Source organism: Methylobacterium sp. Leaf469 (assembly GCF_001424745.1).
GTDB lineage: Bacteria > Pseudomonadota > Alphaproteobacteria > Rhizobiales > Beijerinckiaceae > Methylobacterium.
Map to the genome: position 1 here is coordinate 563,463 of NZ_LMRE01000001.1, position 17,149 is coordinate 580,611.

Sequence of the window (17,149 nt, forward strand, 5' to 3'; positions counted from 1 at the left end):
AGGCATCGCGAGCGCCGACGAACCGTTGCGTTGCGCAGGGCCACCCTGGGCGGGGCCCCCGATCTTCCGGGGTTCGACGGTCAGCCGAAAGCCGTCACGCCTCCGCCGGCGCCCCGACGAGACCCTGCAGGCGTTCTGCCAGGACCGCCGGGTCGTAATCCGGCAGGGGGCAGGGCAGGGCAGCGATTTCGCAGAACGGCCGGACACGGCCGATCTCCGCCTCGGCTTCCCGCGTCAGGGCGGTGAGCGCTTGCGCCAGGGTGTCGGGCGTGAGCGAATCGAGGGACGTGAGATTGGGACTGCGCTCACTCAGATTCTTGCATTCATACGCGTTGGTGATCGTGCGCAGGCCCGCATGGGCCATCTCCAGGGGCGGATAGCTCGGATGCGGCGACACCATCAGGGATACGCCGACGGAGGCGCAGCTGAGGATGGCGGCGTAATCCTCCAGGGAGAGCTTGCCGCAGACCTCGAGGTTGTAGACGCCGCCGGCCCGTGCGGGATCGTAATCCTCGCCCGCCGAGACGATCCGCCATTTCGCCGCCAACGTCGGTTCGGCCTGCTGCCAGAGCGAGAGGCCGGCGCACAGGGTCTCGAAGCAGTTGCGCGGGGTCGAGGGACGCCCGTAGACGAGGATGATGCGCTCGCGCTTCTTCACGCTCAAGGCGCCGCGGATCTTCGCATTGGCGGCGTAGCGCACGATGCTGGCATCGGTCAGTGCGTAGTGCCGCAGCATGTAGTTCGCCAGCTCTTCCGAATTGATGAGCGCGATGGTCTTGTCGGGGTTGGCGTAGGTGGCCCGCGACATCGAGTAGTTCGACGACCAGCCGTAGAAGCCCGGCTCGTGGTCCTGGATCAGGTACAGCACCGGCAGTTCGCGGCCGTGGTAGCGGCCCTGTGCTTCCTGGAACAGATAACTGCTGGTGGCGGTCCACCAGGCGGTGGGCATGAAGATGTCGCCGGCCCGGATCGGCAATTCGCCGCTGTCGACATCGTTGACGTCGACGACGGTGCGCGGGAACGCGTCGTAGGGCGAGCCGAGGGAGACGAGGCGGTAATCGGGCATGCCCGCCATGGTTTCGAGGTCGATGGGGACGTAGCCGCAGATGATCCGGCGGTCGAAGCCGTCGCCGAGTGCGGCCGCCAGCCCCTCGAAGGTGCGCAGGGCCGTGGTGATGCCTCCGAAGATGTGCTTCGGGTGCAGGGTCGGCAGCACGAGGTTGAGGCGCGGGCGAGAGCTCGGATCGGACCGGGTCGCCACGGGCGTCACGTCGGGAAACAGGTGCCGCTGCTGGCTCGGCCGCAGGGGATTGCCGAGCAGGGGACGATAGACCCGGGTCAGGCCCGTCGCCACGTCGGCCTCCGTGGGCACGGGAACCAGGGTCTCGTCCGTGCCGGTGCCGGCGCGTGCCACCTTGGTCCAGCGGAAGCCGGCGGCCTCGGCGAAGTACAGGAGCGAGCGCTCGATGGCATGCGCCAGGGTTCCGTCGATCTGCCCGGCTTCCGCCGGGAAGTCCGACCAGTCGAGCCCGATATCGAGGAGGGGCTTCAGGGCGGCGGTGCGGCCCCAGAAGAACGAGCTCGACGGAAAATCGAGGACGTAGTCCTTGCGCAGGGTCACGCCGGCCCTGGCCAGGAGGTCCTTTGCCAAGTCGAAATCGTAACCCCAGTTCAGGAGGGGGCGCACCTCGCCGAAATGCTGCGAGAACACTACGCCGACATCACCCTCGGCCAGCAGGCGCAGGACCGAGGCGACGACTTCGGGCGAGCCGAGCAGGTTGTCGAGGAGGTAGTCCCGCCACTCGGCAAAGCGCGGATCGTGGGGCGACTTCTTCGAATGGATGTGGAGGAAGGTGTCGTAGCGCGTGAAGACGTCGCGAAATCCGATGAGCGTCGGGGCGATGTCGCGGCCGATGTTTGGGAACACCCGGACCTCGACGGACCCATTCGCGTAGGCGGCGGACGATGCCTCGATGGCGGCTTGCTTCTCGGGGGTGTCCGTCGAGACGTAGAGGTCGGCCCGCACCGGAATGTTGGCGATCCGTCCGAGCAGCTCGGGCATCATCTCCGGATAGAAGACGTGGAGGATCACCGCCACGGGGCCGCCCGCCGCCGCGGGGCCGTAGGCGAACGGGACTTCGAGGGCGAGATCCGTGGCCTCGCGCGGCCGCATGCTCTGCGTGGCGCCGTAGAAGGTCTGGCCCGCGACGTTGCGCTTGAAGCGCCGGCGCGGCGCCGGCACCGGGCGCAGGGTCGGCCCGGGCTTCGCCTCGGGCGCGGCCACCGCTTCGGGCTCGTCCTCGAGGATGCTGCCGGCGTCGACATCCGGTCCGGGGACAGCGACACCCTTCGGGGGGATCATGGCCGTCGGGGCGACGACGGCGAGGTGCCGCTCGATGGCTCCGCGCAGGGTCGGGTTGCCGTCGAGGGTGGTTTCCCAACCCGTGGGGTCGGCCTGTTCGAGGGTGTCCCGCAGGAGCTGGACCTTCAGGAACGGAAAGCCGCGCGCGAGGAGTTCGCGCCAGCGCACGAGGGTCGGGTTGACGGGAAGGTCCTCGTCGTCGTCCGTCGGGAACAGGATTTCGACGGCGACCTCTTCCTCGTCCCAATGGGCCAGCGGCGTCATCTCGTAGGCCTTGATGACCTCGAGCTTGTCGCGGATGCTCTTCACGTTCGCCCAGTGGCGCCGGATGCCGGGCGCGGCGAGGCCGGTGCGGGTGAGCCCGATGAAGTAGCTCATCAGGTGCGGGCGGGCCTGGTAGCTGTCGGTGAGGCCGACGAGATCGGCCTCGCTGGTGCGCACGCGGGCGATCACCCGGGCGAAATCGCCGCGATCGACCGGCCCGTAGATGCTGTCGTTGGTCAGGATGAGGGAGCGGGCCTTCCACACATCGGGGAAGGTCGCGATGGCTGCCGCCCAGGCGGCGAAATCCCAGCCGTGATTGATCCGGACGAGCAGACCGTCCATGGCGTCGAGGTCCGGCGGCAGGGCGCGCGACAGGCCGTCCGTCGCCACGATCACCACCACCGTCAGCCCCTCGGCCTTGAGGGCGGAGAGATACGTCAGGGTGTGGTCGTGGACCCGTCCGTCGGGGGTGTAGGTCACGAAGAAGCAGACATCGCGGTCGGCCAGGGGCGGCGGGTCGCGACGGATCTCGCTCGGAATGTCCGTGACCGAGCAGATCTCGCTCCAGCGGTCGGGCGGCCGGGTCTGACGGCCTTCGACATGACCACCGGTCATGTAGTGCAGCAGCGGATCGATGCCGGCGTGCAGGACGTCCTGGTTATGCGCGAGGTAGAATTCGCGGTCGAAGAGCGGGCCGGGATCGCGGTTCTCGCGGGCGCCGGCCGAGAGGTAGTGGATCAGAGGGTTGAGGCTGCCGTTCTCGAGCCGGCTCTCGTGCTGGCGCATGTACCAGAGGGAATCGAAAAACCCGTTCGGGTCGCGTCCCTCGGCGGCGCCGTAGGTGAGGTAATGGGTCAGGGGATCGCGTCCGGCCTCGATTACGTCGGGGCTGTGCCGCCCGTAGAAGCGGGTATCGAACAGCGGATGCGGGCTGCGGCCCTCGCGAAATCCATTGGCGACGTAGTGCGTCAGGGGCTCCAGGCCGGCATCGGCGACGTCCTGGTTCGTGCGCCGATAGTAATGGATGTCGAACAGCGGATGCGGATTGCGGCCCTCGACCCAGCCATAGGCGAGGTAGTGGCGCGCCGCCGGAACGTTCTGTTCCGCCACGTCGGAATTGACCGAATAATACCAGGCCGGATCGATGAGCCGGTGCGAACTCAAGCCGGCGGGACCACCCCGGTGGAGAAAATCGGCCAGGGGCGAGGCCAGGGGCTCGCCGGGCAGGGCGGCTCCGGCGCATTGCGCGCGGTACCACTCGGGATCGAACAGCGGATGCGGCTGGAGGCCGGCGGCTTCACCGGTCCGCACATAGTGGATCAGCGGATTGCTCGCACGCCCGGCCAGTTCGGGCACCTGATCGGAATACCAGTAGAGGTGGAAGAACGGGTTCGGATTGTGCTCGCGCCATCCCCCGGCGACGTACTGGACAAGGGGGTTCAGACCGCTGGCGAGGGACTTCGCATGCGTCTGTCGGTACCAGACGTCGTCGAACAGCGGATGCGGCCAGGTCCCCTGCCCGGAGAGGTAATGGACGAGGGGCGCGCGGCGGGCCTCGGGATGGCGTGCGACATACCAGGCGGTATCGAACAGCGGATGCGGATCGCGGCCCTCGCGGGCACCGTGCGCGATGTAGTGGAGGAAGGCATCGAGGTTCGAGCCGACCACGTCCGGATAGGTCTGGCGGTACCACCGGCCGTCGAAGAGCGGATGCGGATCGCCCCCCTGGCCGGACAGGAAGTGCCGCAGGGGAAGCGAACCGGCCGTCGGGTTGGTCTCCCGGTACCAGACCGGATCGAACAGCGGATGAAGGCTTCGCCCCTCGGCCTCGCCGTGCTCGATGAAGTGGCGCATGGGATCGGTGCCCTGCGCCGCGACGTCCGGATTGTCGGCGAGGTAGAACGTCCGATCCAAGAGCTTGTCGAAGAGACGGATCGTCTTGGGCGAAGGTCGCGCCGCACGGGACTTGGAGAAATCCGCGATCGTCCTGGAGAAGCGCCGCATGAAGTCCTGCTCGAGCCGTGCGAATGAGTTTCGCCCGGGCGCTCGTTTGGCATATCCGGCGAGTCGGGTCCACGCCGGCCCATCGAACGGGCCCACCACAGGCGGACACGCTCGATGCTCGGCGGGAACCCGTGTGGTTCAGGAGCGCCTGCGGTCGGATTGTCCGTCCGAGGATCCGCCGACAGGGGTCGGATTGCGGCCCGGGGCACCCCCCTGGTCCCAGTCATCCTTGCGTTGCCCGTCCGCGAGGCCGCCGGGGGTCTGGTCGGTGATGGCGGATTGATCGGCGGTGTGACCGCCACCGCCTACGGCCGGCTCGCCGGGGGTGCCGACGTCGTCGTCGGGCTTGCGGGTGGCGGCGTCGGTGGGATTGGACTTCTCCACCATGATTCTAGGCCTTCGCGTCGGTGCCGACCGGGGCGGTCGCCCGATCGATGGCCTCGGCGGCGGCACCCTCGGGGCCACCGGACTTCTGCGCGGCATCGCCGAGGCGGCGCAGATTCTCCGGGGGCGTCTCGGCCTCGGTCTCGTCGGTGGCATCGGAGCCGGGCGTGCCCGAGGCGATACGCGCGGTCTCCGCCTCGCCGGACGGATCGCCCCTCAAGTCCGCCTGCGTCCGGGAGGGAAGGCCGATGTCGCGGGCGTCGTCCTGGCCGAGATCCTGGCCGTTGCGATCGGCGTAAGCGTCGAAATCCTTCAGCGAGGGGCGCTCGCGTGGCTCGTCGGTCATGGGTGTCCTCCGTGGTTACGGGAACAACGGCGCCTGGGGGCGCCCGGTTGCTTCAATCCGGACGACCGAGATCGTCGCGGGCCGCCCGCAGGACCGCCAGATCGGCCGGGATGGACAGAACCGCTTCCGCCCGCACGAGGGCGAGGTCGGCGTGATGCCGCGCCGCGCGGGCGAACTCCGCGTCACCCACCGCGTACAGGGCGGACAGCGCCTTCTGCAGGCGCAGGCCGACCGTCACCGTACCGGCCCCATCGCGGGCGATGGGGGCGAACGCGTCCTCGAACAACTCGTCCGTGGTGATGCCGGGCACGCGCAGGCGTGGATGGAGGGGCGCGGCCGGGGCCATGGCCCTTCGCTCGCTCCAAAGGGCGAGCACGCGCACCAGGGCCCCGAGCACGTCCACGACGGTGCCGGGATCGTTGATGGCGCTCGACAGGCCCCGGGAGGCCACCTCCGTGAGGACGATGACGCCGAAGCGGGGATCGTCGTCGAAGGTGCGGCGTGCCCCTATGACGAAAGCAGCGACGAGACGCGCCTGCGTCGCGTCGTCGACGGGTTCATGGGTCGGGGCGGCGATCTCTGCCAGCAGGCGTCCGGCATGAACGAAACGGCCCGGCAAAGCCGCGACGTGAACAACGAGGCCCTTCGCCTCGGCGGCGGCCTGAAGGCCGGCGGCGTCGACATGCTGGACGTAGCCCGCGCGCGCCGCCACGATCCGGGTCGCGCCTGCGGGCGCCGGACACCAGGGCAGGCCGCCGAGATAGGGCGCGTCCGCCCGCCGCCGGATGGCGCCGCTCGCGGCAACCTCGATGGCGTCGATGGTCTCCCCGACGCGGCCGAGATGCGACAGGGTGTCGATCCAGCGCACCAGCGTCACCACCACCAGTACGAGGACGACGAGGGTGAGGCCGAACAGGATCACGCGGCCCTGCTCGCCGTAGATATGGGCCTTGAGGGCGATGAGACCGACGACGCCGTAGACGAACGCGCCGATGAAGCTGCCCACCGCCGTCTGGGCGCGGGTGTCCTCCATGAGCAACGTCACGGCCCGCGGGGTCGCGGTATTGGTGGCGCCGCCATAGGCCTGGACCATGGTGGCCAGGGAGAACGTCGCCACCGGCAGCATGCTGGTGGCGAGCAGCGACAGGATCTGGTCGACGGCGTTGGCGCCGATGGAGTTCCCGAGATCGGGCGGGATCAGGGGGGCGAGCAGGGCCGAGGCGAGGGCCGCGCCCACGCCCGCCACGCTGAACAGGGCGACCCGCACCCACGGTCGGCGGGCACCGCGCCGAAGATGATAGAGCACCGTGGAGGCCAAGGGATCACACCGTTCTGGTCGGGGGGTCGGTGGCCTGGACTCACGGCTTCGCCGAAACCGGCGGGTGGGACACGGGAAAGGCCGTGTCCCACGGGCGGTCTCAGATGCCCTCGAACAGGGCCGAGGAGATGTAGCGCTCGGCAAACGAGCAGGCGACGGTGACGATGCGCTTGCCCTTGAATTCCGGGCGGGCGGCGAGTTCGAGGGCCGCGGCGACGTTGCCGCCGGTGGAAATGCCGCCGGGGATCCCTTCGAGCTTGGCGAGCAGCCGCGCCGTATCGAAGGCGGTCTGGTTCGAGACGGTGATCACCTCGTCGACGACGGAGCGGTCGAGGTTGTCCGGGATGAAGCCGGCGCCGATGCCCTGGATCTTGTGGGGGCCGGGCTGGCCGCCGGAGATCACCGGCGAATCCGTCGGCTCCACCGCCACGACCTTGAGGCCTGGCAGACGGGGCTTGAGGACCGAGCCGACGCCCGTGATGGTGCCGCCGGTGCCGACACCCGCCACGAAGGCATCGAGCTGGCCCTGGGTGTCGTTCCAGATCTCCTCGGCCGTGGTCTTGCGGTGGATCTCCGGATTGGCCGGGTTCGAGAATTGCTGCGGCATGATCGCGCCCGGGATCTCGTTGATGAGCTCCTCGGCCTTCGCGATCGCGCCCTTCATGCCCTGCGGGCCGGGGGTGAGGGCGAGCTCCGCACCGAGGAACGCCAGCATCTTGCGGCGCTCCAGGGACATGGTCTCGGGCATGACGAGGATGAGGCGGTAGCCGCGCGCCGCCGCCACGAACGCCAGCGCGATGCCGGTGTTGCCGGAGGTCGGCTCGACCAGGGTGCCGCCGGGCTTGAGCTTGCCGGACGCCTCCAGGGCGTCGATCATGTTGACGCCGATGCGGTCCTTGACGCTGGCGATGGGGTTGAAGAACTCGAGCTTCAGCAGGATCTCGGCATCGATGCCGCGCTCCTTGGTGATGCGGTTGAGGCGCACCAGGGGCGTGTTGCCGATGGTTTCGGTGATGGATCCGAAGATATGGCCGTGGCCGGGCGTGCGGGTGGCGGCGTGGACGGACTCGGCCATGGTGATCTCCTGTCGCGGGCGTTTCGGTCTCGCGCCGGGGGATATCGCGTCGGCGGGGGCGAGGCAATCGCCAACAGCCTGCGGGCAAAGGGAAATCTTCTCCGTCAACGGGCTTCCGTGGGCGACTTAGAATCTTTGTGCTGCCCATTCCGACAAAGTTGGAATTTCATTCCCCGCCACCCGTTCGAGGACCACCTCCACCGATCACCGCGCCCGCTGCGATCCAGGCGGCGAGGAAGCGCTCCGCCATCGCGCCCACCCCGTAGGCCGTCTCGATCCGCGCCCGCGCGGCGAGGCCTGCGGCCCGGCGGGCGGGTGCAGGCAGGGTCGCCATCGCCCGGAGGGCTTCCGCCAGGGCGGCCGGATCACGCGGCGGCACGAGGCACCCGAGGCCACCCAGGATCGCGCCGGCATCCCCGACGGAAGTGGCGATCGGTACCAGCCCGGCGGCCATGCCCTCGGCCACGGCGTTGGAGAAGCCCTCACCGAAAGCCGAGGACGACACGGCGATGTCGCCCGCCGCCTGAATTCGCCAGAGGTCGTCGCGCCGGCCGAGGCCGCGGGCATTGGCCGGCAGGTCGAGGCCGAGCGTCCCCTCCCCGGCCAGGAGAAAGTGGACTTCCGGCCGGCACGCCGCGGCGGCCAGGAGGGTGGCGTGGTCCTTCATCGGATCGAGGCGGGCCGCGTGAATCGCCACCACCGCCTCGTCGGACAAGCCGAGTTCGCGGCGCAGGGCGGCCCGTGCGGCGGGATCGGGCCGGAAGCGCACGGTGTCGATGCCGTTGGGAATGACGGCGAGGCGGCGCGGGCGGTAGCCTTCGGCCAGATGGAAATCCACCCCCGCCTGGCTGTTCGACACGACGAGGCCGGGCCAGCCTGATAGGCGCCGGCCGATGGCAAGCAGGCGGCCGTAGCGGGCATGGTCGATGTCGGAATTGCGCAGGCCCCAGGCGAGGAGCGCGTCCCGCGGCGCCCCGGCGAGGCGGTGTGCGCCGGCGGCGAACAGGTCGCCGTGATAGAGCCAGCCCTGCACCACCGCGGGACGCAGGGACCGGATCAGCCGCGCGAGGCGCAGCAGCGCGACGGCGGAGCCGGCGGCCCCGCGCGGGGCGAGGCGATGGACGGTCACACCGAGGCGCTCCAGGGCGGCGGCGTTGGGGCCGTCGCCGGTCAGGCTCACCACGTGCTGCGGCATGCCCCGGGCCAAGAGGCCCTTGCACAGGGCGACCAGCATGGTCTCGGCCCCGCCCGTGCGCAGGCCGGAGATAACGTGACACGCGGGGCGCAAGGGATCAGGCGCCCGGCATCATGGTCGTCCCCGCATCAGGCCCGCAGGAGGGCGACGCACAGAACGGCAAGGGTGGCGAAGGCTCCGCTCGCGGAAGCGATGACGAGGGCACTGGGATGCGGCCCGGACAGGAAGGTGTAGCGCGTGTCCTCACGCGCACCGGCCCGCAATCCGCGGCTTCCCGTCGTCCATTCCAGCCGCGTTCCCATCGAATTCCCCGTGCCTGCCATGGGGATCAGCAGGCGCCGGGGGCGTTGAACGCGGGGTAAACTCGAGCCGCAGAGTCCGGATCGTCCTCAACGCAGGCTTAACGCCACGAGAACAGAGGAACCGGCGTCGATCAGAGCGCGCGGTCGAAGCGCAGCTCGCCTTTCTGACTCTTGATCACGAGTTGCGACCCGACGAGGTCCCACTGTGCCGCCGTCCGCAGGGCGATGAAGAAATCCTGCTCGCTGGCGCCCAGGCCCTTGTCGCAGGGCTTTTTCGTCAGCGCGAGGGGGCCGACGGCGAGGTGCTGCTCCTTCAGCGGGAAGGCGGTCGCCGCGAAGGTGTTGCAGCCGCCGTAGCCGCGGGCACGGTACTGCTTGTCGACGATGAAGCTCGGCCGGTCGTTGCCGCTGAACGCCTTGCCGTTGAGGCTCACGGCCGTCCAGGTCGCGTCGAGGGGGAAGATCTTCTCCTGCGCCTTGGCGGCGGGCACATACTGCTTCTTCTCAGGCTTCTCGCGCGCGTCCTTGCCGAAGCCGGTGACGTTGCCGCCCATCTGGGCCCGCACCTGCGTGGCGGTGGTCACCGCGCTGGCCGCAATGGCACCGGCCATCGCGGCGATCAGGATCGCTCTCATCCTCGGCCCTTTCTCAGTTCAAGCGCGCACGCGTCGCGTCGGTGGACGAAAATTCACTCGTTCACGCGGGACGATTCGCAGCGGCGGAGCGCGCGGGACCGTCGACGGAGCGAGCCTGCGCCAGGGCCAATCGGATAAGATTCCAGCACAAATATGGTCAAGACCCCGTGAAGGGTGATTTCCAGCCGTCCACGGACCATCGCAGCGGTTTGAGTTGAACGAAGGCGCTCATCCTCCGTTGTCGGGTCAGGCGAGACGGCCTGACGGCGAACGAGGGATGCACGGTGGCGGGATCGGACGAGGGCGGAGCGAGCGGCATGAACCCGAACACCATGAGCGCGGCGCAGTCGCGCGCGGCCCGTGCGCTGCTCGACTGGTCTCAGGGCGATCTCGCCGGGAAAGTCGGGTTCGGCGAGGAGACCATCGAATCCTTCGAATCGGGCGGGAGCGACCTCGCCTCGGGACAGATCGAGGCCCTGCGCAGCGCCCTGATGGCGGCGGGCGTCGTGTTCACGGAGGACGGCTCGGCCGGCGTCCGCCTGAGCGACCGAGGCGGCGACGAGGGCACCCGCCTCGGTGCGCTCACAACCGAGAACGACCGCTAAGCAGGTTTCGCAAAAGTGGTCACCGGTTTCGCGTCGAAAACCTGCAACAGATCAAGAAGCCAAGCAGGTTCGCGTTGGCTTGCCAACGAGACCCTGCTTAAGACGTCACCGCCCCGTCGCCAGCGCCTTGAGATCGTGGGCGGGATCGGCGGCCGCGGTGGGGCTCAAGGTCCGACCCTGCGCAAGGATGCGCCGCGCGGCCATGTGGTCGCCGGGGCGATCCACGGTCTCGACGGCGGACAACCGGCCTTCGCGAAAGCGGAACACGCAGAGCCCCGACGCCACGGGCCGCGCCACGGCCGCGTCGGACGGAGCGGACAGGCCCGCGATCTGCAGCTTGTGCGGACCCTGGTCGCTCCAGAACCACGGCACTGCGTCGTAGGCGGCGGGCCGGCCGACGAGGCGCGCGGCGAGGCACCGACCCTGATCGAGGGCGTTCTGCACCGATTCGATCCGGACGGACGCGCCATCGGCGAAGCGGCTCGGAGCGCGGGCGCAATCGCCGATGGCGGAGACGGCGGGATCGTCGGTGGCGAGGAACGCATCGACGTGGACGCCGTCCCCGACGGCGAGTCCGGCCGCCTCGGCCAACGCCTGGTTCGGGATCACGCCGATGCCGACGAGAACGAGATCGGCCGCGAGGGATGAGCCGTCGCGCAGGCGCACGGTCTCGGCACCCTTTTCCCCCTCGATGGCGGTGACGCCCGCCCCGAACAGGAAGCGGATGCCGGCATTCCCGTGGGCGCGGGTGAAGAACGACGCCGTCTCGGCCGAGACGGCCCGGGCCATCGGCCGCTCCGCCGATTCGAGAACGGTGACGGACAGGCCGCGCGCGGCGCAGATGCCCGCGAATTCGAGCCCGATGAATCCCGCTCCGACGACGGCTACCGAACGGGCATCGGCGAGGGCCGCTTTCAGACCGTCGGCGTCGGCACGTCCGCGCAGCTGGAACACGCCGGCCAGGTCGGCGCCCGGGACCGGCAGCGCCCGGTTGCGCGCGCCCGTGGCGAGGACGAGGTGATCGTAGGCCACGGCCGTCCCGTCGGCGCACAGCACGCGCCGCGCCGCCCGGTCGATGGCGTCGATCCGCACGGAGGGGCGATGGTGGATGCGATGATCCGAAAAATACGCCGCCGGGCGCAGTTCGAGGCCGGACGCGTCGGTCTTGCCCGCGAGATAGGCCTTCGACAGGGGTGGCCGCTGATACGGCAGATCCGGTTCGTCGCCCAGCAGCGTGATGGGATCGGCGTAGCCCGCCTCGCGCAGGGACGCGGCGAGCTGGAAGCCGGCCTGCCCGGCACCCACCACCACCACGCCCGCGCTCACGCCTCGAACTCCGCGGTGACCGCCGAGACCCGCGGCACCAGGGCGAGTTGCGGCAGCCAGCGGCCGCCATCCTTGACCACGTAATCCCAGCACGCGGCGGCGGCCGGGCCGAGCACCTTGTCGGCCCGGCGCACGGCGTACCAGTCGCGCCGGATCGGCAATCCCTGAACGTCCAGGAGGACGAGGCGGCCGCTTCCGAGTTCGGCCGCCACCGTGTGGGCCGAGATGAGGGCGATGCCCAAGCCCGCCATCACCGCCTGCTTGATGGTCTCGTTGGAGCCCGAATCGATGCCGAGGCGCGCCCGCTTGATCATGATGCCGTTCATGAACTCCTCGAACACCGTGCGGGTGCCCGACCCCTCCTCGCGCACGAGGAAGGATTCCTGGGCCAGATCCTCCCGGGTCAATCCGGTGCGGCCGGCGAAAGGGTGGCTCGGCGCCGCGACGACCACGATGGGGTGGACACCGAAGGTCTCCGCTTCGATGGCGAAATCCCGCGGTGGCCGGCCCATGATGGCGAAATCGATCTCGTAGTTGCGCAGGGCCTCGACCATGTTGCCGCGGTTGCCCACCGCGAGGTTGATCTCGACGGCCGGATGCGTGCCGACGAAGCCCGAGATGATGCCGGGGGCGAAGTACTTCGCCGTGGAGACCACGCCCATGGCGACCCGCCCGCCAGCGCCGCCCTTGAGGGTCTCCAGCCGGTCGGCGCAGGTCTCCAGCACGGTGTTGATGCTGTCGATGGCCCAAAGCATCTCCCGGCCGGCATCCGTGGGCCGGAGGCCCGTGGGGGTCCGGTCGAACAGCAGCAGGCCCGCCTCCTCCTCCAACTGGCGGATGCGCGCGTAGAGGGCGGCGGAGGTGACGTTGAGTTCCTGGGCCGCCCGGGTCATCGTGCCCAGTCGGGCGACGGCCGCGACGGCCTGGAGCTGCTTCAGGGAAAGGTTGCGCATGGGCCGGTTTTAGTTTTTTTGGAACCGCCCGCAAGTTTTTTCAAATTCCTTGTTTTGATGAGGACGCGCCCTCCGGCGCTCTGGTTGTCACGGGCCCACTCGTGGCAAGGAGATGAAAACGCGGCGTGGGCGGTGGCCTACGTGCGGACGATGAATCCTGAGAGAAGGTGAGCCGATGTCGATGGGATCTCTGGAGATCGGGTCTCGCCTCGATGCGTGCCTCGCCGCGGCCGTCGCCGCCGACCCGACGCTGTCCGATGTCGCCGAGGTGATCGCGGCCTGCGCCACGGCGGCCATCGAGGTCAGCACGGTGATCGGGCGCGGTGCCCTCGCCGGCGACCTCGCCGCCCAGGGCGCGCAGAACAGCGACGGCGACGTTCAGAAATTCCTCGACGTGCTGGCCCATGAGCGCTTCACCGAGGCCTTGCGCGGGGCGCCCGTTTCCGAAGTCGCCTCGGAGGAATCCGAAGGGGTGATGCTTCTCAACCCCGGCGCACCGCTGGCGGTGGCCATCGATCCCCTCGACGGCTCGTCGAACATCGGCGTCAACATGGCGGTCGGCTCGATCTTCGGCATCTGGCCGACGGCTTCGACGCCCGAGAACCCCCTCGGCTCGTTCACGGGGCCCGGCACCCTCCAGCGCGCCGCCGGCTTCGTCACCTACGGCCCGGCCACCTCCCTGGTGCTGACCCTCGGCAACGGCACGCAGACCTACACCCTCGACCGGGCGGAGGGCGCCTTCCGCCTGACCCACCCGCGCATGGAGGTGGTGGCTGCGGCCAAGGAATACGCCATCAACGCCTCCAACGCCCGCCACTGGGACACCCCCGTGAAGGCCTATATCGAGGATTGCCTGCGCGGCGCGGAAGGCCCCCTCGACAAGGACTTCAACATGCGCTGGCTCGGCTCCCTCGTGTCCGACGCCCAGCGCGTGCTCCTGCGCGGCGGCGTGTTCCTGTACCCGGGCGACAATCGCAAGGGCTACGCGCAGGGGCGCCTGCGCCTCCTCTACGAGGCCGCTCCCATCGCCTTCCTCATGGAACAGGCGGGCGCCGGCGCCATCGACGGCGAGCGCCGCATCCTCGACATCTGCGCGAGCGCCATCCACGAGCGCGTGCCGCTGATCTTCGGCTCGGCCGACGAGGTGGCGTGCGTGGCCAAGTACTATGGCGGCCGCAATCCGGCGGCCGGGCGCTCGCCCCTGTTCGGGCAGCGCGGCCTGATGCGCGGCTAGCGGTAGGGGTCGCCTGGGCCAGAACGCATGTCGTCGCGTCATCCCATCATCTCGGTCACGGGCTCGTCAGGGTCGGGCACCACCTCGGTGCGCAACACCTTCGAGCAGATCTTCCGCCGCGAGGACGTGAGCGCCGTCTATATCGAGGGCGACGCGTTCCACGCCCTGGACCGCATCGCCATGCGCAAGGCCATGGCGGCCGAACCGACCCTCAGCCACTTCGCGCCGCGCGCCAACCTCCTGCCCGAGTTGGAGGAGGTGTTCCGCACCTACGCCGAATCGGGCACGGGCCGCACCCGGCATTACGTCCACGACGCGGCCGCCGCCGAGCTCTACGGCACGCGGCCCGGCACCTTCACCCCGTGGGAGAGCTTCGCGCCGGGCTCGGACCTCCTGTTCTACGAAGGCCTGCACGGCTGCGTCGTCGACGACAACGTCGATCTCGCCCGCTACGCCGACCTCAAGATCGGCGTCGTGCCGGTGATCAACCTCGAATGGATCCAGAAGCTGCACCGGGACCGCTCGACCCGGGGCTACTCGACGGAGGCCGTCACCGACGTGATCCTGCGGCGGATGCCCGACTACGTGCAGACCATCTGCCCGCAATTCACCTGGACGGACATCAACTTCCAGCGGGTGCCAACGGTGGACACCTCGAACCCGTTCATCGCCCGGTGGATTCCCACCGCCGACGAATCCCTGGTGGTGATCCGGTTCAAGGACCCCAAGGGGATCGACTTCTCCTACCTCATCTCGATGATCCAGGGCTCGTTCATGAGCCGGGCGAATTCCATCGTGATCCCGGGGGGCAAGCTCGACCTCGCCATGCAGCTCATCCTGACCCCGATCATCATGCAACTCGTCGAGCGCAAGCGCCGTATGGCGTAGGAACCGCGCCGCCTGGCGTGAGGCGCACGCCGCACGCGTTGAAGGGCGCCGCGCGCCCGAGAGGACAGAACCGTGACCAGCCCGATCATCTCGCCCTCGATCCTCTCGGCGGATTTCGCCCAGCTCGGCGCCGAGGTGCGCGCCGTCTCGGAAGCCGGGGCCGACTGGATCCACCTCGACGTGATGGACGGGCATTTCGTGCCCAACCTCACCTTCGGGCCCGCCGTGGTGAAGGCGCTCAGGCCCCACAGCACGAAACCCTTCGATGTGCACCTCATGATCACCCCGGCCGATCCCTACCTCGCGGCGTTCGCCGAGGCCGGGGCCGACACCATCTCGGTCCATGTCGAGGCCGGTCCCCACATCCACCGTTCGCTCCAAACCATCCGCGACCTCGGCAAGCGCGCCGGCATCGCCCTCAACCCCGGCACGCCGGCTTCCGCCGTGGAACCCCTCCTCGACATGGTCGACCTCGTGCTGGTGATGACGGTCAATCCGGGCTTCGGCGGCCAGAGCTTCATCCCCTCGACCCTGGAGACCATTGCCCGCATCCGCGCCATGGCGGCCGGCCGTCCCCTCGACATCGAGGTCGATGGCGGCATCACCCCCGAGACCGTGGGGCTCGCGGCGCGGGCCGGCGCGAACGCGTTCGTGGCCGGCAACGCCGTGTTCAAGGGTGGCCCGGCCGGCTACGCCGACCGGATCGCGGCGATCCGCGCCAATGCCGGCGGCGATCCGGTGTCATGCTGAGGGCGCTGATCTTCGACGTCGATGGGACGCTGGCCGAAACGGAAGACCTCCACCGGCAGGCATTCAACCAGGCCTTCGCCGAGATGGCCCTGCCCTGGTCCTGGGACTCGGCCTTCTACGCCGACCTGCTCGCGGTGATGGGCGGCAAGGAGCGCCTCGCCCATTACGTCGAGACCCGGCATGCCGGGGATCTGCCCGCCCTTCGTCCACGCCTGGCCGAGATCCACGATCGGAAGACCCGGATCTACGGCGAACTGGTGGAGGACGGGCGCCTCGGCCTGCGCCCCGGCATCGCCCGACTCGTCGCGGAAGCCCGGGCCGCCGGCCTGCGTCTCGCCGTCGCCTCCACCACGAGCCGGCCCAACGTCGAGGCCCTGCTTCGGATGAACTTCCCCCGGGGCGACGTCCCGTTCGACGTGATCGCCTGCGGCGACGAGGCCGCCCGCAAGAAGCCCGCGCCCGACGTGTTCGAACTCGCCCTGGCGCGCCTCGGCGTCGATGCCTCCGAGGCCATCGCGTTCGAGGATTCCGTGGCCGGCATCCGCTCGGCCCTCGATGCCGGGCTGCCGGTCATCGCCACCCGCAGCCGCTACACCGGGACCCACCGCCTCGACGGCGCGTTCTCGGCCGTTTCGGACCTCGGCGAACCGGACGCGCCGCATACGCTGCTGTCCGGCACCGCCTGGCCCGGTCACGTCGTCACCCTCGCGGGCCTCCGGGCCTGGCAGGACACCCGCGAGGCCGAGGCGTAGACCTATTCCCGCTCGGGCCGGGCCTGCAGGATGGCGGCGCGCACGAACGGGCGCTTGAGCTGCGGGCCGGCGTCGGAGCGGTTGACAAAGTCGTTGGCACCCGGGTGTCGGCGTATCGCCTTGCCGAGATTGAGCCGGTAGCCCTCCTTGAACGTGTAGGGCAGCGCCATCGGATCGGCCATGAAGGCCGCGATGGCGGCCTCCACCTCGGCCTCCGCGATGAGTCCGAGATCGCACAGGGCGAGGATCGTCAGCTTTTCGGTCATGGGGTGGGATAGGCCGGAACGGCCGGCCACGGCAATGCATGCGGTGCGCCGGAATGACGACCCAGTGTTGGGCGGTCGAATCTGGATCGGAAAAAGTGGTGCCGGTTGCGGGACTTGAACTCGCGACCTACCGCTTACAAGGCGGTTGCTCTACCAGCTGAGCTAAACCGGCGCTGAAGGTTGCGCTACCAGCGCGCTCCGCCCTGCGCAAGCCCCGGCCTCTCCCTGCCCGTACACCGCGGGGTCGCGCCGGCAGGACACGCGTTCAGCGAACAGACAGATCGCTCCGCTTAAGCCTTCCCTATGGCCGAGCTTGATCGGCCTGTGTTTTCGATCAGCAACAGTTCGGAAACAAGCCTCCGGATTCAGGGGCTTAAGATCCGATGAATGCATTTTTCAGTACACGTTAAATCGCTCTTCGTTAGCACCGCCGTCGATAGGATTTCGGATACGGCCCCGATACGCAGGGCCGGCGGTGCATGCCTTACGA

At 69.3% G+C, this 17,149-nt stretch carries 16 protein-coding genes and 1 tRNA gene; 5 read left to right on the plus strand and 12 right to left on the minus strand.

The window, feature by feature from the left end; translation table 11 throughout:
• Positions 1-94: 94 nt before the first annotated feature.
• From ASG60_RS02680 to ASG60_RS02710, 8 genes are all read right to left on the minus strand, one after another.
• A complete protein-coding gene (locus ASG60_RS02680; protein ID WP_056384168.1) occupies positions 95-4,630 on the minus strand; it encodes a rhamnan synthesis F family protein in 4,536 nt (1,511 codons plus the stop codon).
• A 138-nt stretch (positions 4,631-4,768) separates the two neighbouring features.
• Positions 4,769-5,017 carry a hypothetical protein gene (locus ASG60_RS02685; protein WP_056263240.1) on the minus strand — a complete coding sequence of 83 codons (249 nt, stop codon included), beginning with the start codon at positions 5,015-5,017 and terminating at the stop codon, positions 4,769-4,771.
• Between the two features lie 4 nt (positions 5,018-5,021).
• The gene (locus ASG60_RS02690; protein WP_056166140.1) at positions 5,022-5,360 is read right to left on the minus strand and encodes a hypothetical protein; all 339 of its coding nucleotides are present in this window, start codon (positions 5,358-5,360) and stop codon (positions 5,022-5,024) included.
• 52 nt (positions 5,361-5,412) lie between these two features.
• Positions 5,413-6,678, minus strand: coding sequence for a DUF2254 domain-containing protein (locus ASG60_RS02695; protein WP_056384169.1), 1,266 nt, complete (start codon positions 6,676-6,678; stop codon positions 5,413-5,415).
• A gap of 100 nt (positions 6,679-6,778) precedes the next feature.
• The gene (gene cysK / locus ASG60_RS02700) at positions 6,779-7,753 is read right to left on the minus strand and encodes a cysteine synthase A (protein ID WP_056166134.1); all 975 of its coding nucleotides are present in this window, start codon (positions 7,751-7,753) and stop codon (positions 6,779-6,781) included.
• Between the two features lie 166 nt (positions 7,754-7,919).
• Positions 7,920-9,041: a glycosyltransferase gene (locus tag ASG60_RS02705; RefSeq protein WP_277996225.1), complete on the minus strand. Its 1,122-nt coding sequence runs from the start codon at positions 9,039-9,041 to the stop codon at positions 7,920-7,922.
• Positions 9,042-9,076: 35 nt separating this feature from the next.
• Positions 9,077-9,250: a hypothetical protein gene (locus ASG60_RS22415; RefSeq protein WP_156368832.1), complete on the minus strand. Its 174-nt coding sequence runs from the start codon at positions 9,248-9,250 to the stop codon at positions 9,077-9,079.
• 131 nt (positions 9,251-9,381) lie between these two features.
• A complete protein-coding gene (locus ASG60_RS02710) occupies positions 9,382-9,885 on the minus strand; it encodes an META domain-containing protein (protein WP_056166130.1) in 504 nt (167 codons plus the stop codon).
• Positions 9,886-10,169: 284 nt separating this feature from the next.
• Here ASG60_RS02710 and ASG60_RS02715 point away from each other — a divergent pair, with 284 nt between their 5' ends.
• Positions 10,170-10,490: an XRE family transcriptional regulator gene (locus ASG60_RS02715; RefSeq protein WP_244476554.1), complete on the plus strand. Its 321-nt coding sequence runs from the start codon at positions 10,170-10,172 to the stop codon at positions 10,488-10,490.
• Positions 10,491-10,595: 105 nt separating this feature from the next.
• On the opposite strand, the gene ASG60_RS02720 is transcribed toward ASG60_RS02715, so the two are convergent.
• Both ASG60_RS02720 and ASG60_RS02725 read right to left on the minus strand, forming a co-directional pair.
• Positions 10,596-11,816, minus strand: coding sequence for an FAD-dependent oxidoreductase (locus ASG60_RS02720; RefSeq protein ID WP_056166127.1), 1,221 nt, complete (start codon positions 11,814-11,816; stop codon positions 10,596-10,598).
• On the minus strand, positions 11,813-12,769 hold the full coding sequence (locus ASG60_RS02725; protein ID WP_056166124.1) for a LysR family transcriptional regulator: 957 nt from the start codon (positions 12,767-12,769) through the stop codon (positions 11,813-11,815). The genes ASG60_RS02720 and ASG60_RS02725 overlap by 4 nt, the downstream gene beginning before the upstream one ends.
• Positions 12,770-12,944: 175 nt before the next feature.
• Here ASG60_RS02725 and ASG60_RS02730 point away from each other — a divergent pair, with 175 nt between their 5' ends.
• From ASG60_RS02730 to ASG60_RS02745, 4 genes are all read left to right on the plus strand, one after another.
• Positions 12,945-14,003: a class 1 fructose-bisphosphatase gene (locus ASG60_RS02730; RefSeq protein ID WP_056384171.1), complete on the plus strand. Its 1,059-nt coding sequence runs from the start codon at positions 12,945-12,947 to the stop codon at positions 14,001-14,003.
• A gap of 27 nt (positions 14,004-14,030) precedes the next feature.
• Positions 14,031-14,891, plus strand: a complete 861-nt coding sequence (locus tag ASG60_RS02735) for a phosphoribulokinase (RefSeq protein WP_056166118.1) — start codon at positions 14,031-14,033, stop codon at positions 14,889-14,891.
• A 72-nt stretch (positions 14,892-14,963) separates the two neighbouring features.
• Positions 14,964-15,641: a ribulose-phosphate 3-epimerase gene (gene rpe, locus ASG60_RS02740; RefSeq protein ID WP_056384172.1), complete on the plus strand. Its 678-nt coding sequence runs from the start codon at positions 14,964-14,966 to the stop codon at positions 15,639-15,641.
• Positions 15,635-16,393, plus strand: coding sequence for an HAD-IA family hydrolase (locus tag ASG60_RS02745; RefSeq protein ID WP_056384173.1), 759 nt, complete (start codon positions 15,635-15,637; stop codon positions 16,391-16,393). The genes rpe and ASG60_RS02745 overlap by 7 nt, the downstream gene beginning before the upstream one ends.
• Before the next feature lie 2 nt (positions 16,394-16,395).
• On the opposite strand, the gene ASG60_RS02750 is transcribed toward ASG60_RS02745, so the two are convergent.
• Complete coding sequence (locus ASG60_RS02750) at positions 16,396-16,659, minus strand: hypothetical protein (protein ID WP_056166109.1); 264 nt, start codon at positions 16,657-16,659, stop codon at positions 16,396-16,398.
• Positions 16,660-16,755: 96 nt separating this feature from the next.
• Positions 16,756-16,831, minus strand: a tRNA-Thr gene (locus ASG60_RS02755).
• Between the last annotated feature and the right edge of the window lie 318 nt (positions 16,832-17,149).